Source organism: Microvirga arabica (assembly GCF_016811235.1).
GTDB lineage: Bacteria > Pseudomonadota > Alphaproteobacteria > Rhizobiales > Beijerinckiaceae > Microvirga > Microvirga arabica.
Genome location: NZ_JAFBID010000001.1, coordinates 200,544 through 221,009, shown reverse-complemented (window position 1 = coordinate 221,009; position 20,466 = coordinate 200,544). Strand labels below are relative to the sequence as shown.

20 protein-coding genes and 1 pseudogene are annotated in these 20,466 nt (G+C 59.9%); 18 read left to right on the top strand and 3 right to left on the bottom strand.

Going from position 1 to position 20,466, the window contains the following annotated elements:
* Positions 1-108 (top strand): annotated as a pseudogene (locus tag JQC81_RS01100) (two-component system response regulator); the annotation flags it as partial.
* Positions 109-128: 20 nt separating this feature from the next.
* The gene (locus tag JQC81_RS01095) at positions 129-830 is read left to right on the top strand and encodes a protein phosphatase CheZ (RefSeq protein ID WP_246520109.1); all 702 of its coding nucleotides are present in this window, start codon (positions 129-131) and stop codon (positions 828-830) included.
* Between the two features lie 66 nt (positions 831-896).
* Here the strand turns inward: JQC81_RS01095 and JQC81_RS01090 are convergent, their stop codons facing one another.
* The 3 genes from JQC81_RS01090 to JQC81_RS34100 all read right to left on the bottom strand — a co-directional run bounded on the left by JQC81_RS01090 (position 897) and on the right by JQC81_RS34100 (position 7,139).
* Entirely contained in the window at positions 897-3,653 is a 2,757-nt protein-coding gene (locus JQC81_RS01090; protein ID WP_203269864.1) for a heparinase II/III domain-containing protein, read from the bottom strand.
* Between the two features lie 191 nt (positions 3,654-3,844).
* Positions 3,845-4,465, bottom strand: coding sequence for a response regulator FixJ (gene fixJ / locus JQC81_RS01085; protein WP_203269863.1), 621 nt, complete (start codon positions 4,463-4,465; stop codon positions 3,845-3,847).
* Positions 4,434-7,139 carry a PAS domain-containing sensor histidine kinase gene (locus JQC81_RS34100; RefSeq protein ID WP_203269862.1) on the bottom strand — a complete coding sequence of 902 codons (2,706 nt, stop codon included), beginning with the start codon at positions 7,137-7,139 and terminating at the stop codon, positions 4,434-4,436. Before JQC81_RS34100 ends, fixJ begins: the two co-directional genes overlap by 32 nt.
* A 389-nt stretch (positions 7,140-7,528) precedes the next feature.
* Here JQC81_RS34100 and flgB point away from each other — a divergent pair, with 389 nt between their 5' ends.
* From flgB to JQC81_RS01000, 16 genes are all read left to right on the top strand, one after another.
* Entirely contained in the window at positions 7,529-7,951 is a 423-nt protein-coding gene (gene flgB, locus JQC81_RS01075) for a flagellar basal body rod protein FlgB (RefSeq protein WP_203269861.1), read from the top strand.
* Positions 7,948-8,364, top strand: a complete 417-nt coding sequence (gene flgC / locus JQC81_RS01070; protein WP_196263298.1) for a flagellar basal body rod protein FlgC — start codon at positions 7,948-7,950, stop codon at positions 8,362-8,364. Before flgB ends, flgC begins: the two co-directional genes overlap by 4 nt.
* A 1-nt stretch (position 8,365) precedes the next feature.
* A complete protein-coding gene (gene fliE / locus JQC81_RS01065; RefSeq protein WP_203269860.1) occupies positions 8,366-8,698 on the top strand; it encodes a flagellar hook-basal body complex protein FliE in 333 nt (110 codons plus the stop codon).
* Positions 8,699-8,710: 12 nt separating this feature from the next.
* Entirely contained in the window at positions 8,711-9,499 is a 789-nt protein-coding gene (gene flgG / locus JQC81_RS01060; protein WP_036358814.1) for a flagellar basal-body rod protein FlgG, read from the top strand.
* Positions 9,500-9,523: 24 nt separating this feature from the next.
* Positions 9,524-9,988 (top strand): flagellar basal body P-ring formation chaperone FlgA, encoded by a 465-nt coding sequence (gene flgA / locus JQC81_RS01055; protein WP_203269859.1) that lies wholly within the window; start codon positions 9,524-9,526, stop codon positions 9,986-9,988.
* Positions 9,988-11,085: a flagellar basal body P-ring protein FlgI gene (flgI, locus tag JQC81_RS01050; protein ID WP_203269858.1), complete on the top strand. Its 1,098-nt coding sequence runs from the start codon at positions 9,988-9,990 to the stop codon at positions 11,083-11,085. The genes flgA and flgI overlap by 1 nt, the downstream gene beginning before the upstream one ends.
* 53 nt (positions 11,086-11,138) lie before the next feature.
* The gene (locus tag JQC81_RS01045; RefSeq protein WP_246520107.1) at positions 11,139-11,585 is read left to right on the top strand and encodes a MotE family protein; all 447 of its coding nucleotides are present in this window, start codon (positions 11,139-11,141) and stop codon (positions 11,583-11,585) included.
* Positions 11,582-12,280, top strand: a complete 699-nt coding sequence (gene flgH, locus JQC81_RS01040) for a flagellar basal body L-ring protein FlgH (RefSeq protein ID WP_203269856.1) — start codon at positions 11,582-11,584, stop codon at positions 12,278-12,280. Before JQC81_RS01045 ends, flgH begins: the two co-directional genes overlap by 4 nt.
* 22 nt (positions 12,281-12,302) lie before the next feature.
* On the top strand, positions 12,303-12,812 hold the full coding sequence (locus tag JQC81_RS01035) for a flagellar basal body-associated FliL family protein (protein WP_203269855.1): 510 nt from the start codon (positions 12,303-12,305) through the stop codon (positions 12,810-12,812).
* A 57-nt stretch (positions 12,813-12,869) separates the two neighbouring features.
* Positions 12,870-13,607 carry a flagellar type III secretion system pore protein FliP gene (gene fliP / locus JQC81_RS01030; RefSeq protein ID WP_203269854.1) on the top strand — a complete coding sequence of 246 codons (738 nt, stop codon included), beginning with the start codon at positions 12,870-12,872 and terminating at the stop codon, positions 13,605-13,607.
* Between the two features lie 124 nt (positions 13,608-13,731).
* Positions 13,732-15,369: a flagellar basal-body MS-ring/collar protein FliF gene (gene fliF / locus JQC81_RS01025; protein WP_203269853.1), complete on the top strand. Its 1,638-nt coding sequence runs from the start codon at positions 13,732-13,734 to the stop codon at positions 15,367-15,369.
* Positions 15,369-16,019, top strand: a complete 651-nt coding sequence (locus tag JQC81_RS01020; RefSeq protein WP_203269852.1) for a hypothetical protein — start codon at positions 15,369-15,371, stop codon at positions 16,017-16,019. Before fliF ends, JQC81_RS01020 begins: the two co-directional genes overlap by 1 nt.
* Entirely contained in the window at positions 16,019-17,215 is a 1,197-nt protein-coding gene (locus tag JQC81_RS01015) for a MotB family protein (RefSeq protein ID WP_203269851.1), read from the top strand. Before JQC81_RS01020 ends, JQC81_RS01015 begins: the two co-directional genes overlap by 1 nt.
* Before the next feature lie 5 nt (positions 17,216-17,220).
* On the top strand, positions 17,221-18,507 hold the full coding sequence (locus JQC81_RS01010; protein ID WP_203269850.1) for a MotC family chemotaxis protein: 1,287 nt from the start codon (positions 17,221-17,223) through the stop codon (positions 18,505-18,507).
* Entirely contained in the window at positions 18,504-19,883 is a 1,380-nt protein-coding gene (fliK, locus tag JQC81_RS01005) for a flagellar hook-length control protein FliK (protein WP_203269849.1), read from the top strand. The genes JQC81_RS01010 and fliK overlap by 4 nt, the downstream gene beginning before the upstream one ends.
* 61 nt (positions 19,884-19,944) lie before the next feature.
* Positions 19,945-20,451, top strand: coding sequence for a transglycosylase SLT domain-containing protein (locus JQC81_RS01000; protein ID WP_203269881.1), 507 nt, complete (start codon positions 19,945-19,947; stop codon positions 20,449-20,451).
* The last annotated feature ends 15 nt before the right edge of the window (positions 20,452-20,466 follow it).

Genomic DNA, 20,466 nt, shown 5'->3' with positions numbered 1-20,466 from the left:
ACCGAGAACGTGGTCGCGGCCAAGCAGGCCGGCGTCAACAACTACATCGTCAAGCCCTTCAACGCCGATACCCTGCGGTCCAAAATTAGCGTTGTCTTCGGTGCATGAGCAGAACGAGAGCGACGGTCATGACTTACAGAAAGAGCTATCGCATTGAAGCGAACCTGGGTGTCTTGTCTCAGGATGAAGGGATCCTGGAACGTCATTCGGAAGTTATGGGCATGCTGGCCACAATCAAGGAGTCGATCGTTCCCGCGAAGGAGATCTCGACCTCCCTGCTGGAGGAGCACCGCCGTGACATGCAGGAGGCTCTCCGCTTGAAGTCGGAGCTCGATTCGATCTACGAGGCGATTGAGCGCACGAAGAGAGAGATCGCTACACTCCGCTATGCTGGTGCTCAGGGAAAAGAGATCACCCGGGTCACGGACGAACTCGGCGCCATCGTGACCGGAACGGAAACAGCCACGAATTCGATCCTGGCAGCCGCGGAAAAGATCGACGATCTCTCAAGCAATCTGTCGTCCAGACTGGCTGGAAGCGATCAGGATATCGCCCGTGAGATTCTCGATCATGTGATCAACATTTTCGAGGCCTGCAACTTCCAGGACATTACCGGGCAACGCATTAGCAAAGTCGTCGGTGCGATGAAGTTTGTCGAGGAACGGGTTCACCACATGATGGAAATCTGGGGCGGCATGGAAAGCTTCAAGGATGTTGAGACGATTGAGGATCCGAAACGCCAGGGAGAAAAGGCGCTCCTGAACGGGCCCGCCCTGGCTTCTGACAATGGTGTGACATCCCAGGATGCAATTGACGCGTTGTTCAATTGAGTCGAACTGAGCGGCTGAGCCCAGTCACCGAAAGCTGGGCTCTTCGTGCGAGGCTCGCTGTACGGTTTAGCTCAGTAGGTTCTGCACCTGTTGCGAGGCTATAAGACTCATAAGCCTCTTCAATCCGTCTTCCGTTACTCCAAGGACCACGCCTCCGCACACATCAGATGCGCCAGCGAAGCCATGGTTCAGCACATTGGCCGACTTAAGGCCGCTGGCGCCGTCCGTGATGTAGCCCTGCATGGTACCGGCTCGGCCGGCATGGCCATTCTTGACCATGAAGCCGGTAAACTGACCTGCAACAGGATAAGGGAGTATTCGCAACCTATCCCGTTTGTGGAAAGCAATAGCGAGCTTGCCGTTGACGAGAGCAAGCGCAATGTTGTCTTCGAAGTGAAGATTCGCCTCAAACTTGGCAGCGCCTCGGGACGACCGAAAACGGTCGAAGATGGCGATCGCGTTCATGTCGTCCAAGCATACAAAAACGCGCGAATGCTTGTAGCAAGGGCCATGCACATTCGTGCCTACCTTCACTGCTCGCGCTTGGTCGAGCGATAGCGTTGCCTCGATCCACCCGAAGCCTGCAGTCTGCTCACGAAAATCCGGAATGGCTACATTGTGTGCTCGTGAGGAGAGCAGATAGTGGCGTGTGGGACCTGATTCCATCATTCCTGAACCGCCTGGATCTGTGATCCATCTCACGCCCCGAGCGGAGTAAACGAAGGAGGTGCAGTCATGGTGCCCGTTGTCTTGGCGCTGCTCGTTGATCGAGGCGCAGAGATAGCTCCAGTCCGGCTTTTGCAGGTAGTTTCGGAATGCAATGAGCCCAGCATGGTCTGATGTATGAAGCCTTGGGCCCTGGGGATATGCCAGTTCCTCCGCGAGTGCCCGATCCGACAGGAGGTGTCTTCCGTATGTGGAGATGAGACGCCGCAACCAGGAGGCATGATGGAGCTTGCGGGGAGTGTCTCCGAATGGAGCAAGCATGCCGGCCGGGTCTGTTACTGCGACGAGAGCTTTCAGGCTGTCTTTCAGGCGGGCATCGAGAAGTTGCCGAAGATCCTCAGCCTCATGTTGGTCCTTCAGGTGCTCGGCCAGAATCATGCCGATTGAGATCAATTCAAGGCGGCAATGCTGGGACTGCTCATTCGACGAGCCCTGGGGACCCAGGAGATGGTCGAAGCCGTTCCGCAGTTGAGCGAGGGCGACGGATCTCCAATAGGGAGAAAGAGGGAAATTCGGGAGGCCAATCGAGGCACTCAGCAGAGCGCAGGCGACCCGAACCTGCAGAATGGAATGCAGAAAGATGTTCTGACTCAGGATCTCGGCGAGCGCGAGGCCATGCTGAATGATCTCTGCAACGAGCATGCGCAACTTTTCAGGCGGTCTGCTCTTGAGTGAAGTCGCAACTGCGAGCAATCGGAGCAGAACCTCTGCGCGTATGGCGACGGACGCAGGATAAGCGCTAAGAGGATCCTTGGGATTGGCGGGCGGATTGGCACGCGACCAGGAGACGGCAAGGTCAACGGCCCTGTTTGCTCCACTTGCTTGCCGGTCGCGAACGAGATCCAGAAGCCACGACAGCGAATGATACTCAAGGCGCCAGGCGGGTGACTGATAAGGGTCCTCGGTCCAATCCGGCATTGAAGGCAAGGGCCATGCCTTGAGGCCGCCGAACGTAAGCTGGTCCCCGACAAGGGTCTCCGGTTGACCTTGCTGCAAGGCTTGCAACTTGTCTTGTATGGTTGGAGCCGTCGCCAGGGCCTGGAAGTCGATCAGATTGTCGATCAGGCCGGGAGTCCCGATATTGGTTCTGGAGACAGAGGCTGGACGAAGCCTTCTGAAGACTTCACCGACAAGAGCTGAGGCATCGGCGATCTCTTCGCTGAGGATGCTCTCAAGCAGGAGATTATCACTTAATGATGTCTCAAGGGGTGTCACAAGGCTGATCTGTGCCTCATCGCGCCAGACCTGAAAACCAATGTCCACCGTTACAGCCTGATCCGGTGGGGTGAGCTCAAGGGTGAAGCGCCTTGTCTGCCGGTTGACTGGAATGTCGATATAGGCACCTACAACAGGCGAAGTCGGCAGATCGTCTGGCGAAGCGACGATTTCTCCGTTCCTGTTGCGGAAGATGACACGCGCCAAGGCTCCCCCGGCGCTTACATTCTGGGTGATCAGCTGGCCACGTACGAAAAGTGTTTCGGCCGGGACAACTCCATAGGTGAGCCACGCTGGTTCCATTTTCAGCTCAACCCAGGAGCGGCGAGGGTCATTCAGAGTTGGAGGAGGAACTGATTGTGAAGGATCCGCTTGAGCGGCGTCATCCGTAGTGTGAGCAACCTGCAGAAGCTTCGCGTCTTGGATCGTGAACGGATGGGAGTTGCGCCAGCTGCGGATGGTGACCGCAATGTGCTTCGTTGGAGATGGCACCAGAAAGGTGCAGTGAACCCTTCCGGTATGTGTCTGATCGCTGCTCGGGTCATAGTAGTCAGGCCCGGCGATGTGGCAGCTGTGAGGGTCGATCTGAGCCCTGTTCAAGCCAGGAGCATAGGCAAAGTCGATGCTTGAGCCATCCTCAGTCAGGAAGTCAACGCCAATAACAGCGAAGTCGTGTGCTGCCCGGCTCTTCTCTTCAGGGTGCCAGCAGATCTGGAAGGTCAGCTCGCACCACACATCCTGGGAAAGATCTCTGAAGTCGAGAGTGGCTCGCGACCACCGGTTCTGGTTCGAAACGACATGCTGCCGAGTGTCAGTGCCCTCTTGAGAGGACTCGTCGCCGCGTTCTCGCGGCGTCGGAAGAATTTGTCTGACATCGACCATTAAGGAACCAGAGTTCGAGGTTGGGAGATTTGTCGAAAGGAGGCTGCCTTGACACGCCTGTGCGGATCCAGAGGCATCGGTAAGCCTCATGTGCTTCCAGCAGAGCCGGGCATCGGTCAATGCAACCTTCGCAGTCCCTTCTGCAAGTCTGAGTGCAGCGACATAAGCTTCGACACTGCCTGTAGGTACGCTCAGCTCCCGGTTGCGACTTCCAGAAACAGCGCCATGCGGATTAGTTCGGAGAGACTCTTCGCCTCCATCTTTGCCATGACATTCGACCGATGGATTTCCACTGTCCGGATGCTGATGTTCAACTCATGGGCAATCATCTTGTTGGCTTTTCCGGCAACCAAGCCATCCAGCACCTGGCGCTCCCGCTGTGAGAGAGACTGGAGCCGCGCTTGGGTCCTAAGGAGCTCCTGATTTCTGCGAACGCTCTTCTCGTCGCAGACCAGCGCAAAGCGGACCACCTCCAGAAAGCGGTCCTCCCGGAATGGCTTTTCGAGAAAGTCGATCGCACCCGTCTTCATGGCTTCGACAGCGAGTGGAATGTCCGCATGTCCGGTTATGACAACAACGGGAACGTTCAACCCGCGCGCGTTGAGGCGACGAATAAATTCCAGGCCATCAATACCGGGCATCCGCACATCTGTAACAATGCAGCATTGTCCGGGATTGCTGACCTCGTCGAGAAAGGCTTTCGCCGACTCATATAGACGCACGTTCAGGCCAACCGACACCAGCAGGAAGGACAAGGCCTTTCGCACTCCGACGTCATCATCAACCACATACACGATCGGCGTGTTCGACACTGGCCATGTCCTCCTTGTCGACGGTTCTCAGGGTGAAATGAAAGGTGGTGCCTTCACTGGGGACGGACTCGGCCCAGATCTTGCCGCCATGAGATTCCACGATTGTCCGGCTGATCGAGAGCCCAACGCCCATGCCGCTTCGCTTCGTGGTGGTAAATGGCTTGAAAAGGTTCTTCAAGACCTCCGGGGCAATTCCGGATCCTGTGTCCTGTACACTGACCTGGACCATGGACTCGGATGGCACAGGTCGAGCCCTGATTACCAGTTCGCGACGGTCTGCATCCTGCATTGCCTCGATAGCATTGCGGATCAGGTTGAGAAGAACCTGCTGGATCTGGACACGGTTCACGAAAACCAGCGGGTTATCGGATGGAAAGTCGTAATCGACCTTCACGTCCTTCTCCTTGGCGCCCACCAAGGCCAAGGCGCTAGCCTCCTCCACGAGGCGCTGAAGACCTTCGATCTGATGCTCGCTTCCCCCACGGGCCACGAATTCTCGCAACTGCCGGATCACTTCTCCGGCACGTAACGCCTCCTCTGCAGCCTCGTTCACCGCGTGGCGGACGAGAGATATCTTGTCGCCCTCCACGTTGCTTAGGATAAACCCGCAACCCTTCAGGTAACTCGTGATGGCTGTCAGGGGTTGGTTGATCTCATGGGCGAGGGTCGAGCCCATCTCTCCCAAGGCCGTGAAACGCGACATGTAGGCGAGTTCTGATTGCAGCTCCTGCATTCGGGTTTCTGTGCGCTGGCGCTCTGTCAGATCGCGGATGAACGCGGTAAAGAAGCGTTCTCCTTCCGATTCCATCTCGCCGACTTGGACCTCCATCGGGAAGGTCGAGCCATCCTTGCGCTGGGCGACCACCACACGCCCGCTCCCGATGATCCGCCGTTCTCCCGTCTCGCGGTAACGGCGGATATAACCGTCATGCTGCTCGCGGTAAGGCAGAGGCATCAGGAACTTGACGTTCGTACCGATAATCTCCTCGGGTTGATAACCGAACATGTTCACGGCTGTCGCACTGAAGGAGCGGATTATGCCGCTCTCGTCAGCTACGACCATGGCATCGGGAACGGTCTCAAGAATGGACCTGAGATGCGCCTCGCTGGTACGCAGGCGCTCTTCGCTCGAGCGCAGAGCATTCTCGGCCAGCTTGCGTTCCGTGATGTCCTGCACCGTACCGATCTTGCGAATGGGGCGCTCGTCATCATCAACCAAAGTGCGGCCGATGGCCGTGACCCAGCGTTCTTCGCCAGTATCGGCACGGATGATCCTGAAGCTGCCGCTATAGGTCAGGTCACTGCCCGGCTGATCGTCGTAAAAAGTATTCGCCATCCGCTCACGATCGTCGGGGTGGACGCAGTCGAGAATGATTTCGCGCGTGATGGTTACATCTGGCGCCAGGCCAAGGATCTGCCGTGCCTCGGGCATCCACTGGCGCCGGCCGGTGACAAGATCCTGATCCCAGATGCCCAGGGCTGTTGTTTCGATGGCCAGGCGCAGCCTTTCCTCACTGCTGCGAAGCCTCATCTCCGCCTGGCGCTGATCATGGATGTCCGTAACGGTGCCGACCCATTCCTGAACCCGGCTATCTCCGTTCAGCAACGGGACTGCGCGGGCGAGCATCCAGCGGTATTTGCCGTCGAGGCGGCGGACGCGGTACTCAACCGTTCCAGGCTCTTCCGATGCACGGATGGCCTGCCACTGCGTGAGAAACTTGGCCCGGTCGTCCGGATGAACGGTGTTCAGGAAGCCGAACCCTGTATAGTTCCGATTGGATTGGCCGCTGAAGGCTGCCCACCCCCAAACCTTGGTGATCGCCCCATCGATCTCTGCCCGCCAGACAATAGCGGAACTGGCCTCGATCAAGGCGCGGTACTGCTCTTCGCTTTGGCGCAGCCGTTCAGCGGCTAGCTTCTGCTCGTGAATATCCGTGACGGTTCCGATCCATTCCTGAACCGCTCCATCCGCATCATGAAGAGGAACAGCTCTCATCAGGACCCAGCGGTATTCGCCATCAGAGGCGAGCATCCGGTATTCGTTGGTGCCTGCTTCCTCTGAGGCCAGCGTTTCCAGCCAGGCTGTGGTCACGCGCTCCCGATCTTCTGAATGAACGGAGTCCAGCCAAGCATAGTCTCCGCCGTTTTCCGATATCGTACGGGAGGATGCATTCCAACTCAGCGGTCCGTCGACGATCATGCCGCTGGTGTCTGCACGCCAGACCATTGCCGAGCTTGCCTCAATGAGAGCCCGGTAACGCTCCTCTTGGGTCTTCAGAGCCGCTTCCGCAGCCATGAAGCGACTGATGTCGCGAGCGGTCAAAACAAAGTGGCAATTCGCGCCTGCTTCGGAGCCGATCGCGTCAAGCGTTACCCGGCACAGGATATGAATGCCGTCTTTTGTCCTGCAGCGTATCTGGTCTGCGGAGTGCCCGGAAATGGCTGCTGTGTTGAGGTCCTGCAGCGGCTTTCCGCGAAGTTGCGCCTCTGGGGAGTAGAGAAGGGAGAAGTGGCAGTTCAGGATCTCATCCGGCAACCAGCCATAGATACGCTCTGCACCAGCATTCCACGATATAATGTTTCCCACATGATCGAGGGTGATCAGGGCGAAGTCAGTTACGGCATTCAGAACACGGGCAGGATCAGGGCTCGCGTGAACCGCAGGCCTACTCACAGAATCCTTTAACGCAGATGTATGAGTCATAACCCCCCAACCCAAGAGCTGCGTTGCTTGCAGGCTTTTTAACGTATTGGCAATCGATCGCGCAAATCCGAGACTCAACGGGATCATGCGTCATGGGACAGTGTGTCGGCGATCGCGCTCTTCATGAGGATAGCTGGCTGAAAAGCAACTGATTCGGTTGCGACATGGTAGCGCTCGGAGGCGCACCGCGACTTGGATTTGGCCCAACAGCGGTGAAATACAGTTTCAGATCCTTGGGCGCGAACCAGCAGAGCATGTCTCGGATCCAGCCAAAGCTCCGAAGCAGCGACCTGCTCACTGGTCGATCCTGACGGCATCTGCAGAGGGCAAGTCAGCCTCGTGCAAGGTTGGAGGCTTAAATGCCTCTTTACCATGTTCGCTCGGAGATTCCTGTGACGGCACCTGTCTATCTGTTCGATCTGGCATCACGACAGGCCCAGTGGCTTGCCACCCGCCAGACGACCATTTCCGGCAATGTCGCCAATGCCAACACTCCCGGCTATCGCGCCAGGGATGTCGAGCCTTTCGCCGATGTTCTCGATAAGACGAAGCTGGTCATGGCGGCCACGAATAACAATCATATCGGGATTTCACCTTCGACTACCGAAGCCACGAAGGTGAAGAAGTCAGAGAGCTGGGACACGGTCTACTCGAAGAACTCTGTGAGCCTTGAGCAGGAACTCATCAAGGCGGGTGAGGTCAACCGCCAGCACACCCTGAATACGACCATCGTGAAGTCATTCCATAGAATGCTGCTGACCAGCGTGAGGACTCCGTCATGATCGATCCGTTGATTGCCTCTGGCAAGCTCTCGAGTGCCGGCCTTGAAGCACAATCCGCGCGTCTGCGTGTGGTGTCCGAGAACATCGCCAACGCGAATTCGACCGGACGCACACCGGGATCCGATCCCTATACGCGCAAGACGATCACCTTCCGCTCCGAGCTTGAGCGGACATTGGGCGCTGCTTCTGTGTCGGTAAAGGATGTCGGCCAGGACGAGGCGCCTTTCCCGGTCGAGTATGACCCCGGCAACCCGGCCGCCGACGAGAACGGCATGGTCAAGAAGCCGAACGTGAACATGCTGATCGAAATGGCCGACATGCGGGAGGCCAATCGATCCTATCAGGCCAATCTGCAGATGATGAAGCAGGCGAGAGCCATGATCTCCGCAACCATTGATCTCATGAGAGGCTGATATGATCAGTGCCGTATCCTCCATCTCCTCAATGATCGACAGCCCTGCGGCGGTCACAGCCGTCCCGGCCTTCGGCACGGCGCCGCCGGCCGTAGGAGCCGTCGCCGGTGCCTCGCAGGTGAGCTTCAGCGACATGATGGCCCAGGTGGCGACGTCGGCCGTCGACACGATGAAGGCGGGCGAGGCCGCATCGATTGCCGGCATCCAGGGCAAAGCCTCGGTGCAGCAGGTGGTCGAGGCCGTGATGTCCGCCGAACAGACACTTCAGACGGCAATCGCCATCCGCGACAAGGTGGTTGCGGCCTATCAGGAAATCGCCCGGATGGCGATTTAAGAGGATAAGACCATGAGAGCGCTTGCGATTGCTGCCACCGGAATGAATGCGCAGCAGCTGAACGTCGAGGTGATTGCCAACAACATCTCGAACGTCAACACCACGGCCTTCAAGGCGGCACGGGCGGAGTTCACGGACCTTCTCTACCAAACCGAGCGCTCCCAGGCCATTCCGAACCAGGCGGGCTCCAGCCCCGTGCCTGAAGGAGCCATGCTGGGCCTTGGCGTGAAGACGGCGGCCATCCGCAACCTCCACCGGCAGGGCTCCTTGACGAATACCTCGAACCAGTTCGATCTCGCACTTAACGGGCGCGGATGGTTTCAGGTGAACGCGCCGAGCGGCGAGATCGTCTACACCCGTGCGGGATCCTTCAACAAGAACGGCGATGGACAGCTCGTCACCCTCGACGGCTATACCCTCAACCCGCCCATCATCGTCCCGCCCAACACGCTCGACGTGACAATCAACGAATCGGGCGAGATCTTCGCGAAGATCGCCGGAGAGGCGCAGCCCCAGAATCTGGGCCAGCTCACCCTCGCGAACTTCGCCAACGATGCCGGCCTGGAACCCATCGGCGGCAACTACTATCGCGAGACATTGGCTTCGGGCGCGCCGGCCGTGGGGATCCCGTCCGATCCCGGCTACGGAAAAATTCACCAGGGCTACCTCGAAGCCTCGAACGTGGATCCCATCAAGGAAATCACGAACCTGATCTCGGCTCAGCGCGCCTTCGAGATGAACTCCAAGGTCATCCAGGCTGCGGACGATATGGCCGGAACCGTCTCAAAAGGCATCCGCTAAAGGCGGCATCCAGGTGATCTCATCATGAAGCACTTCGCCCAGATCGTTCTTGCCGCGACCATCCTCAGCGTGGGTGCGCTAAATGGCGCGGTTGCCGAGGAGCGGATCCTACCGGTTCCAGCCGTCACCATCTATGCGGGCGATACGATCCAGGAGTCGATGCTCAAGGACAGGGCTTTCCCGGAGAACTACCGCTACCGCACCGCAGTTGTTGAGTCTCCTCGCGTCCTGACCGGAAAGATGGCGCGTCGGACCCTCCTGCCAGGGGAGCCGATCCCGATGAATGCGGTCGACGATCCCAAGCTCGTTACACGGGGCGTTCAGGCTCAGATCGTGTTCGAGGAAGGCGGGCTCTCCATCATGGGCGTCGGCATTCCCCTGCAGTCCGGTACCATGGGCGAGACGATTCAAGTGAAGAATGCCGACAGCGGGCGGGTCATTACCGGGCGCGTTCAGGCCGACGGCCGGATCCGGATCGGAGTCTATTGATGCTCCGCGTCATTCTCTTTCTCCTCGCCGCGCTGTTCGCTGTTCAGGCTCAGGCTGCTACGCGCATCAAGGATGTGGCGTCGGTGCAGGGCGTCCGCGACAACCAGCTGATCGGCTACGGCCTCGTCATGGGCCTGCAGGGCACCGGCGATACGCTGCGCAACTCCCAGTTCACCGAGCAGTCCCTGCAATCCATGCTCGACCGCATGGGCGTGAACGTCCGTGACATCAACCTGCGCACCCGCAATGTGGCCGCCGTCATCGTCACGGCCGACCTGCCCCCCTTCGTCGGCACCGGATCGCGCATCGACGTCACCGTTACGTCCATGGGCGATGCGACGTCGTTGAAAGGCGGTACCCTCATGCTGACCGCCCTGCAGGGCGGCGATGGCCAAGTCTATGCGGTTGCCCAGGGGGCTATCGTGGTGTCCGGGTTCTCCGCGCAGGGCCAAGCCGAGACTCTGACCTCCGGCGTCGCGACTGCGGGCCGCATTCCCAACGGTGCGCTGATCGAGCGTGAGGTCCAGGGAGGCTTCGATGCTGTCGGCGGATTGGCCTTCGAGCTCAAGAACCCCGATTACAAGACGGCGACGCTGATCACCGATGCGATCAACCAATATGCCCAACAGCGTTTCGGCATTCGCGTTGCATCCCCCCGCGACTTCCGAACCGTCGTGCTCCAGAAGCCGAAGAACATTGCAGCGACGCGCTTCATTGCCGAACTCGGAGATCTCGAGATCAGGCCCGATACGCCTGCCCGGATCGTCATCGATCAGCGGACCGGGACGGTTGTCATTGGAAAGAACGTGCAGATCTCGACCGTCGCAATCACGCACGGAGCTCTCACGATCCGTGTGACGGAAACGCCAGAGGTCTCGCAGCCAGATCCCTTCTCGATGGGACAGACAGTGGTCGTGCCGCGCACCCAGATCACGGCCGCGGAGGAGCGAGTGCCCCTGGCAATCGTCCGAGGTTCGGATCTGCAGACCCTGGTCAAGGGATTGAACCAGATGGGTCTCAAGCCATCCGATGTCATCGCGATCCTCCAAGCGGTCAAGACGGCCGGAGCCCTTCAAGCGGAGTTGGTGATCCAATGATCTCTCGCAAGAATATGCGGCGGATAGTGGCCTGCAGCTTGTTTCTGGGAGCCATGGCTTCCGGCAGTGCTCAGGCACAAGAAGCGAATGCGTCACCGAAGAACAGCCAGTATTGCAGCAACATCGCCGATGCGGCCTCGGATGCACGCTTTGCCCTGCAGAAGCAGGCGCTCGCCGGCATGGAAAAGGAAATCGAAGGCCGCATCAAGGTCTTGGAAGCGAAGCGCGCCGAGTACGAGGAATGGCTCAGGCGCCGCAATGAAGTTCTGGAGAAGGCAGATGAGACGATCGTCATGATCTACGCGCGGATGCGTCCGGATGCAGCGGCTCTGCAACTCATGAACATGGACGAGGAGATCGCCGCCGCCGTCATCGCCAAGCTCAATCCGCGAGCCGCAAGTGCGGTCCTGAACGAGATGGAACCGGCTCGGGCTGCCCAACTGGCCAATGTCATCACCGACGCTCCCAAGCGCGAAAAGAACCCCGTGAGGCAAAATTGAAGCATCTTGTTGCCATCCTTGGTCTGTGTTTCCTCGCCGCGTGCGCGACAAGGCCGGAGGATCTGGGGCGCGAGCCGGGCATGACGCCGGTCGGATCGGGCATTGCCGTCGAGCGCGAACCGCTTCCGCACCTGTTCAAGGGTAGCGGCCCGTCCGCCGCGAACTCCACCTGGAGCAATGCCAGCGCCGATCTTTTTACGAGCCCGCGGGCTCGGCAGGTGGGCGATATCGTAACGGTGAATATTCAGATCGACGACAAGGCGGAGTTTGAGAACGCCAGCGACAGGTCGAGGCGATCCTCAGTCAGTGCCGGTCTCGATTATGCCTTCTCATTCAAGGGCTGGAACGCGGATGGAACGGCGGATGTCGGCATCAATTCCTCATCCGACTCGACGGGGCAGGGGACCATCGACCGCTCGGAGAAGCTGCGCCTGTCGGTTGCCGCAGTCGTCAATGAGGTCTTGCCGAATGGCAACGTGGTGATCAGCGGCTCGCAGGAAGTGCGCGTGAACTTTGAGGTCCGCGTGCTCAACATCGCCGGCATCGTGCGGCCCCGCGACATCTCGCCGAAGAACACCATCAGCTACGACAAGATCGCCGAGGCCAGGGTTTCCTATGGCGGGCGCGGGCGCCTCATGGAAGTTCAGCAGCCTGCCTACGGGCAGCAGCTGTTCGATGTGCTGACCCCCTTCTAGGCGCAATACGAGGATTATGACGATGGCCAAGGCACTTGCACTTCCTGCTCCAGCCGACAGCGCACCGGCTCAGGAAGGATCGTTGCGGTGGCTCCTGACGCTCGGCCTTCTGACGCTGCTCTCGGCTGCTATTGGAGGCGGGTTCGGGCTCGTCATGGTCTCCGGCATTGAGAAGCGGATTGAGGCCAAGTACAAGGCGCAACCCGAAAAGACCGAGGTTGCAAGTCCCTATACGGGCAATATCGGGATCAAGAAGCTCGCTCCGGTCGTCACGAATCTCGCCGCATCGACCGACGATTGGGTGAGGGTGGAGTCTTCCATCATTTATAGAATGGGTGAGGAGCAGAATCCCGACGTTTTGGCTGGCGAGATTCGCCAGGACATACTGGCCTACCTGCGCACCTTGTCGCTGGCGCAGATCCAGGGGCCCAGCGGCCTTCTGCACCTCAGGGAAGATCTCAATGAGCGCGTCAAATTGCGCTCGAAGGGCGTCATTCAGGAGCTTGTTCTCGAAACCCTTATCGTTCAGTAGGTCGAACGCAGTCTGAGTTTTCAAGCCGCCTGTTCATTTTCCCGAAAGACCATTGCCATGCCTCTTCGTCTGATCCTCACCGGCGCATTCATCCTGCTGGCGTCCGGCGCCAATGCCCAGCTGGCGGATCTCCAGGCTCTGCTTCCTTCGGGAGAGGGTGCGGTCAGCGGACGCATTATTCAGCTTGTCGTTCTCCTGACGGTACTGTCTCTCGCACCGGGTCTTCTGATCATGGTGACGAGCTTCACCCGTTTCGTGGTAGCCTTTTCGTTCCTGCGCTCGGGGCTCGGCCTTCAGAGCACCCCGGCCAACATCTTCCTGATCAGTCTGTCCCTGTTCATGACCTTGTTCGTCATGGGCCCAACCTTCGATAAGGCATGGAACGAGGGCGTTCGGCCGCTGACGGAAAACCGCATCTCCGAGACCGAGGCCTTCACCAAGACGACGGAGCCATTCCGGGATTTCATGCTGACGCATGTGAGGCCGAAAGACCTTCAGATGTTCAGCGACCTGGCAGCGGTCAATTACCCCAAGCCCGAAGAGGGCGAGAAGATCGACCTTCGGATCCTGATTCCGGCCTTCATGATCTCCGAGCTGAGGCGCGGATTCGAGATCGGATTTCTCATCGCTCTCCCGTTTCTCGTGATCGACATGATCGTCGCCACCCTGGTGATGTCCATGGGCATGATGATGATGCCGCCGACCGTGCTGGCCCTGCCGTTCAAGATCCTCTTCTTCGTCCTGATCGATGGCTGGAACATCCTCGTGAGCGGTTTGGTGCGCTCCTATTTCTGATTGCTGTCTGGCACTGCAGGCTCCTCACCGACGATTTTCTCAAGATCTGAGGGGCAGCAACCTTCGCACAAGGTTGGCGACGCAAAAGTAGTCTCGATAACTTCTATCAGTACCGAGATTCCCCATGCCTGGTCGTCAACACGCCGAAAGAATCTGGAGTAGCTTGCTGCTGCTGGGCCCGCGTCGCCTGGCGGCCTTGGCCTTTATCGGCCTTGCCGTCTTCCTGTCCGTCGGTGTCGGAGCCTATTATCTCAGCCGCCCGGCTCAGGAGACCTTGTACACCGGTCTCGACCGCGAGGATGTCGGTCGGATGGGGGCCGTCCTCAAGGATGCCGGCATCCCCTTCGATGTCAGCGCCGATGGAACGGCTCTCCTGGTCAGCTATGGCAACACGGCCTCGGCCAGGATGCTCCTCGCCGAGAAGGGCTTGCCGCACAGCACGAAATCCGGCTACGAGCTCTTCAACGATCTCGGCTCTCTCGGCCTGACCTCCTTCATGCAGGAGGTGACGAAGGTTCGCGCTCTCGAAGGCGAGTTGGCCCGCACCATTCAGGGCATGAAGGGGATCAAGGCCGCCCGGGTTCACATCGTTCTTCCGGATCGTGGCTCCTTCCGCCGCGAGCAGCAGGCGCCCTCTGCCTCCGTGGTCATCCGCACCTCGCCGGCCGATGACGCATCATCGGCCCAGGCGATTCGGCACTTGGTGGCAGCCGCCATTCCGGGCATGGCGGTGGACAAGGTGACCGTCATGAACACCGACGGTACTCTTCTGATGTCCGGGGATGACGCCGCCAATGCTTCGACAGGCAAGATGGCTCGACTTGAGAAGACGGTTGGTCTGGAGATCCAGGACAACGTTCGCCGCACCCTGGCGCCCTATCTCGGCACCGGCAACTTCGAAATCAGCGTGGCCGCTCGCCTGAGCACCGACAAGGTCAACACCAGCGAGACGATCTTCAACCCCGAATCGAAGGTCGAGCGCTCGGTGCGCACGGTCAAGGAGACGGAGGTCGCGCAGAACAGGAGCGGGCAGAAGCCGACCACCGTTCAGCAGAATCTGCCGGACGAGAGCGTCCGCGCCGAATCGGGGGACAGCTCGAGCGAAGACAACCAGCGCCGCGAGGAGCTGACCAATTATGAAATCTCCTCGAAGACGATCCAGACCATCAGCGACGGCTATCAGATCAAGAACCTCTCGGTCGCCGTGCTGGTGAACAAGTCTCGGATTGCCTCCCTGCTGGGCGAGAATGCCACGCCTGCAGAGATGGATGCCAAGATTACGGAGATCGAGCAGCTGGTTTCATCGGCTACCGGCTTCAGCAAGACGCGAGGCGATCAGATCAAGGTCGCGGCCGTGAGCTTCATCGACGATGGCGGTATGCTGCAGCCGGTGCCCGGCCCGTCTCTGACCGAGATCCTGATGCGCCAGTTCGGCACGGTCGTGAATGCCCTCACCATCCTGGCTCTGTGCGCGATGATGATCTGGTTCGGGCTGCGTCCAGCCGTCAGGATGTTGATGGCGCGCCATCAGGCCGAACTCGAGCTCCAGCGCGAGCAGGCAGCCGCTCTGGCTGCCGCCGAGGCCGAGGAAGCCGAGAACGAGAACGGACGGCAGGCGCTGCAGGCCGCTCTCGAGCGGGAGGAGCAGAACCTCATCGAAATGCCCCGCACGCCGCAGCGCAAGCTGGAGCAGATCATTGAGCTCAGCGAAGAGCATGCCGCAGCTGTGCTGAAGCAGTGGCTCGGACGGGAGGCTGCGTGATGGCAGGAGCGATCGCCAGCCTGCTGGAGGATTTCTCGCCTGCGCCCCGGAGCGAGCCATTAGGAATCGGGGTCCTGCGCGCCGTCAAGGCCGCAGCCGAACCCGACCTTGCACCGCCGCCACCGGCGGTGGACCGGCAGGCCGAACTCCTTAAAGCTGTCGAGGCGAAGGTGAGGGCTGAGGAAAGGGAGGCCGCTCGACGGCAGCTTGAAGAGGCGATTGAGGCCGAGAAGGCCCGCTATGAGGAGGAGCTGGCGTCACAGCGCGTGATCTGGGTGGAGCAGCAGGCAGGCCAGCTCTCGACACTGATCGTGGAGGGCATCGGCCGGATGGAAGCCATGCTCTCTGACAGAGTTGCGAATATCATGAAGCCCTTTGTTGCGGAGTCGTTCCGGCAGCAGAGCATCGTCGAGTTCAAGGAGGCTCTCGCGACGCTTCTCCTTGGCGAAGAGACAGGGCCGATGAGGATTGCAGGACCCGAGGATCTCTTGCTGGTCCTGAAAGAAACCCTTGGCCCTCACGGAGGCGCGATAGAGTTCCTCCCGGGCGACCATGTCGAGGTGAGCGTCATCGCCCGCGACACGACCGTGCAGACCCAGCTACAGGCTTGGTCCGACCGGCTCGAGCAGGTTTTGAAAGCTGAATCATAATGTCGAAATCGGATAAACAGGAAATCGTCATCGTCAGGAGAGGCGACGACGGTGAGGAGGTCGTGAAAGGCGGCGCGTGGAAGATCGCTCACGCCGATTTCATGACAGCCATGATGGCTTTCTTTCTCGTCATGTGGCTCATCAGCCTGACCGACGAAGAAACGCGTAGCGGCGTGGCCAATTACTTCAACCCGGTGCAGCTTGCGGAGTCGACTCCGAACAAGAAGGGGCTCGACGACCCGCAGAACGTGCCCCCCGACAACGAGACCGACAACACAAAGGACGGCAAGGAGAAGGGGAGCGGCGAGGGAACGGGCGGCAAGTCCCACCAGCTGCAGAAGCCTCGGTTCAAGGAAGGCGCTCTGTTCCAGGATCCCTATGCCGTGCTCGCCCGTATCGCGGACGAGATCGAGGCAACACCCCACGATACCCTCGGCGCCGACGTGACTCCCGGTGAGAGCGACGTGCCCGGACTGAAGGCCGGCGAGGCTTTCCGCGATCCATTCGACCCGCTCTACTGGCAGGTTGCCCCCGTCGAAGAAATGAAGACGAACACCCCATTGAAGCCGGGCACGGCGCCGTCTGCACCGTCTAAAGCTGTCATTGATGCGATCGCATCCTTAAGTGAAAAGCCCCAGGCAGGCCACACGGCGCAACAGCAGGCGCCGTCAGCCGGCAGCCAGGCCGCTCCTCCCGGATCCTCGGCAGAACAGAATGCTGCAGAGGCGAATGCCGCCGATCAGAAAGCCGCGGAGCTGAAGCGGGATATCCTCAAGGCCGTTCAGCCGGCGAAGGATGTCACGCCTCAGCCGCATATCGAGGTCCGCCGCACCGGCTCTGGAACCCTGATCAGCCTGACCGATGACTTCGACTTCACGATGTTCGCGGTGGGATCCGCGGAGCCGCACGCCAAGGTCGTGCGCGCCATGGCCGAGATCGCCAAGATCCTTCAGGCCCGGCCGGGCAAGATCGTGATCCGCGGTCACACCGATGCTCGGCCTTTCAAGTCCGCCAACTACGACAATTGGCGCCTGTCCCACGCCAGAGCCCAGATGGCTCTGTACATGCTCGTACGAGGTGGCCTGGACGAGAAGAGAATCGTGCGCGTCGAGGGCCATGCGGATCGGGAACCCAAGATCCCGGCCGATCCCAATGCCGATCAAAACCGCCGCGTCGAAATTCTTCTGCAGGAGTGATGACGGTGAAGGTGCGCCCGCTCGCTGTTCTCGGGTTGATTCTGCTGTTCGCCGCGGATGTAGCCGCCAATGAGAGCAGCCGCCCTGCCCATGCTGCGGAGGATCCTGCCGTCGAGCAGGAGGCTCGGCCGTTGCCAGCTCCCAGCCCCCTGCAGATGGTGCGCACGCTGCACCTGATGCAGGATCAGATCGCAACGGGCTCGACGGAAGCTCATATCGGGCAGCGAGGCCTGTTGGGTGTTCTCGACACGCGGTTCATGGAACTCGCGCCGGAGGTCTGGCAGAGCGGCAAGAACGTTCATGCCGCAGTGTCCTTCGTCCTGAGCGGCGGCAATCCCGGTCTCCTTCGGAAACTTCTGGATCTGGGCTCCTCCGTGGTCGCGGAGAATGACAGGCCTCTCGTCGAGGGCGCTCTCGCCTATGTGGAGGGACGGGAGGAGGCCGCCTCCAATGCGCTCGTGACCCTGGACCCGAGCACCTTTCCACCGACCATGAGCGCGCAGCTGGCATTGGTCCAGTCGGCACTCGTCGTCAGGAAGGATCCTGCGAAATCCGATGAGTTGCTCGACTTCGTGCGACTCCAGGCTCCTGGCACGCTTTTCGAAGAGGCTGCACTGCGTCGACAGGTTTTCGTTGCGAGCCAGACCGATCGCATCGAGAAGTTTCAATCCCTTGCAACAGGTTATCTGAGACGCTTCCGGCATTCCGTCTATGCCGGCAATTTCCGGCAGCGTCTGGCCTCGGCGTCGACGCGCATCGATTTCGGTCAGGACAAGTCGCGGTTCGATGGCTTTGTCACAATGATGCAGGAGCTGGAGCCGGAGGCAAGGCGGGACCTTTACCTTCTTGCCGCTCGCGCGTCTGTCGAGCAGGGGTTCACGAAGTCGGCTCGCCTGCTGTCGGAGCAAGCGCAGAAGCTGGCGGAGGGTGACCCGGTGAGTGCCTCGCGGGCGAAGCTTTATCGTGCGGCCTCCATGATTACGTCGCCCGAAGATATCAAAGCCGCTGCCGAGGATCTCCGCCAGATCGACCGGTCCCATCTTTCTGCCAGTGACGTGACTTTGCTGGATTCGGCTATCGCAATGGCAGGGCACATCCAGACGATGCCAAACGCACCGGGTGCCCTGGCGGAGAGACCGAAACCTTTGCTCACGAAAGCTGCGTCTGAGAAGACGGTAGACACAAGCACGCAAGAGCAAGGGCTGGAACAGCTTCAGGCCTTATCCAAGGCCCGCGACGCCCTGAGCCGCGTCGACAGGCTAATCAAGAATCAGGCTTCCGTAACGCAATGAACCGTCTCGATCTCATGCCTCAGGCCCCATCCCGCGTTGCGGACACGGCGCAGACATCGCGTGGTCCTTCCTCCGCCACCGATGCTCAGCAGGGCGGCAAAGGCACCGGGAGTGGAATGCCGGAGTTCGACACGCTGCTCGAAGGCTTCTCGCGGGAGCAAAGCCGGGGAGGCGGGGACCTCCTTCAGGATGATGCTCTGCTGAGCCTGACGGAGCAGACCGCGGAAGCATCCGGTACCGACACGACTGCATTGCAGGCTCTGCTCTCGGCCACTTCACCGGATGGTTCCACGGCGGGAACGGCCGTTCCCCCTGCAGGCAGTCAAGCCTATTCCGTTCTTGAGAGCCTCTTGCCCCGAATCCTGTCGCAGAGTGGGGCGAGCGGCCAATCCGACCCTGAAATGCGCAACGGTGCGTCTTCGATGCTGCCGCTGCTCACCTCCGACGCGACTGCTGACAGCATCCTGAGCCCTGCCATCGGGCCGAAGCTATCGGTTTCCGTTCAGAACCAGGAGACCCACTTCCGGCCCATTGTCGAAGGTTTCGAAACAGCACTTCACGAAGCGTCGTCGACTGAAGCAGCCGATCTGTCGACTGAAGTTCTTCCGAACGCTTTTGGCGTTAAGAGGGCAGTGGAAGCCACAGCGAAGCCGCCTCATTCCAATCTGGGGCAGCGATCGGGCGACGAGACAGTTGTTTCCGATGCGGAGACGGCCCGCCTCCTTGAACGGGATAAGGAGCAGGGCTTCGACAGAATTGCCCTCGGCCGCATGGCTGATCGCGCGGAGGTGCAGAAGCAGGCTGCTCCCGGCCTCCAGAAGGCAGAGGGCGGTTCGCTGCCGGCCGGAACGCTCCACCAGATGGCCAGAGCGATCCTGGACGATGTGTCGGAAGCCACTGGCACTCACCAGTCGGGCCTCAAGGGTGATGGCGTGAACCGTGTTGCCGTGGCTCGCGCCTCCGGGGGTGTTCTGAGGGTTCTCAGCCTGCAGCTCAATCCAGTGGAACTGGGGCTTGTGACGATCAAGATGCGTCTTTCCGGCGACAGCTTGGAGATGGAGCTTCAAGTCGAGAAACCGGAAACGGCTGAGCTCCTCAGAAACGATGCCGAGAAGCTCTCCAGCCTGCTGAGAACCTCCGGATACCGGCCCGACGTGATCAACATCCAGACTGCTGAATCCACCAGCCATGACCGAAATTCATTCCAGCGCATGCAGCCAGGGTCGCAAGACCAGAACTTCCAGGGCAATGCAGACGGCCAGAACCATTCTTCCAGGCATCATGATCCCTATGGGCGGAACGAGGCGGAATCACGCAGCGAGCCGAAGCAAAATCGGCCTGCTGACAGCAGCAGCACTGGCGGGATCTACCTTTAGCATCATTCACGCGACCTCAGCCGTCGCACAACCTCCATCCGGGTTGTGCGAGCGGGAGATGATGCGGGCCTCTGCCTTGTATGGCGTTCCGCTGGGAATGCTCTACTCCGTGGGTCTCACGGAGACCGGCAACCGCGGGAGCTTGCAGCCCTATGCCATGAATGTCGAAGGCAAGGCAGTCTTCTCGAACAGCGCAGTCGAAGCGATCCAGAGATTCGAGCAGGCGAGCCGGTCCGGAGCAAGGCTGATCGACATGGGCTGCATGCAGATCAATCACCTGTATCACCGTGAAAAGTTCCCATCGCTGGAGAGCATGCTGAACCCGCGCATGAACGTGGAATACGCTGCGCGCTTTCTCAAGGAGCTGAAGGGGCGCCATGAAACATGGACGATGGCGGTCGCGCGATATCACGCCGGTCCCAACAACGATCCGGCGCAGAAGCGCTATGTCTGCCGGGTGATCGCCAACATGGTCGCATCGGGCTTCGGAGCCTGGACCCCGGGGGCGCGCTCATTCTGCGCCGATGCTCCCGGCCTCAAGCCCGGTCAAACGGCTGCTGCAGATTAGAATATTTCACCGCAT

Excerpts from the sequence above, each read along its gene's own strand:
- fliF (WP_203269853.1), top strand. The coding sequence starts at position 13,732 with ATGCCTGGTCGTCAACACGCCGAAAGAATCTGGAGTAGCTTGCTGCTG.
- fliP (WP_203269854.1), top strand. The coding sequence starts at position 12,870 with ATGCCTCTTCGTCTGATCCTCACCGGCGCATTCATCCTGCTGGCGTCC.
- fliE (WP_203269860.1), top strand. The coding sequence starts at position 8,366 with ATGATCAGTGCCGTATCCTCCATCTCCTCAATGATCGACAGCCCTGCG.
- JQC81_RS01015 (WP_203269851.1), top strand. The coding sequence starts at position 16,019 with ATGTCGAAATCGGATAAACAGGAAATCGTCATCGTCAGGAGAGGCGAC.
- flgC (WP_196263298.1), top strand. The coding sequence starts at position 7,948 with ATGATCGATCCGTTGATTGCCTCTGGCAAGCTCTCGAGTGCCGGCCTT.
- JQC81_RS01000 (WP_203269881.1), top strand. The coding sequence starts at position 19,945 with ATGCGGGCCTCTGCCTTGTATGGCGTTCCGCTGGGAATGCTCTACTCC.
- JQC81_RS01020 (WP_203269852.1), top strand. The coding sequence starts at position 15,369 with ATGGCAGGAGCGATCGCCAGCCTGCTGGAGGATTTCTCGCCTGCGCCC.
- flgI (WP_203269858.1), top strand. The coding sequence starts at position 9,988 with ATGCTCCGCGTCATTCTCTTTCTCCTCGCCGCGCTGTTCGCTGTTCAG.
- JQC81_RS01090 (WP_203269864.1), bottom strand. The coding sequence starts at position 3,653 with ATGGTCGATGTCAGACAAATTCTTCCGACGCCGCGAGAACGCGGCGAC.
- fliK (WP_203269849.1), top strand. The coding sequence starts at position 18,504 with ATGAACCGTCTCGATCTCATGCCTCAGGCCCCATCCCGCGTTGCGGAC.
- flgA (WP_203269859.1), top strand. The coding sequence starts at position 9,524 with ATGAAGCACTTCGCCCAGATCGTTCTTGCCGCGACCATCCTCAGCGTG.
- flgG (WP_036358814.1), top strand. The coding sequence starts at position 8,711 with ATGAGAGCGCTTGCGATTGCTGCCACCGGAATGAATGCGCAGCAGCTG.
- JQC81_RS01045 (WP_246520107.1), top strand. The coding sequence starts at position 11,139 with ATGGCTTCCGGCAGTGCTCAGGCACAAGAAGCGAATGCGTCACCGAAG.
- JQC81_RS01095 (WP_246520109.1), top strand. The coding sequence starts at position 129 with ATGACTTACAGAAAGAGCTATCGCATTGAAGCGAACCTGGGTGTCTTG.
- flgB (WP_203269861.1), top strand. The coding sequence starts at position 7,529 with ATGCCTCTTTACCATGTTCGCTCGGAGATTCCTGTGACGGCACCTGTC.
- JQC81_RS01035 (WP_203269855.1), top strand. The coding sequence starts at position 12,303 with ATGGCCAAGGCACTTGCACTTCCTGCTCCAGCCGACAGCGCACCGGCT.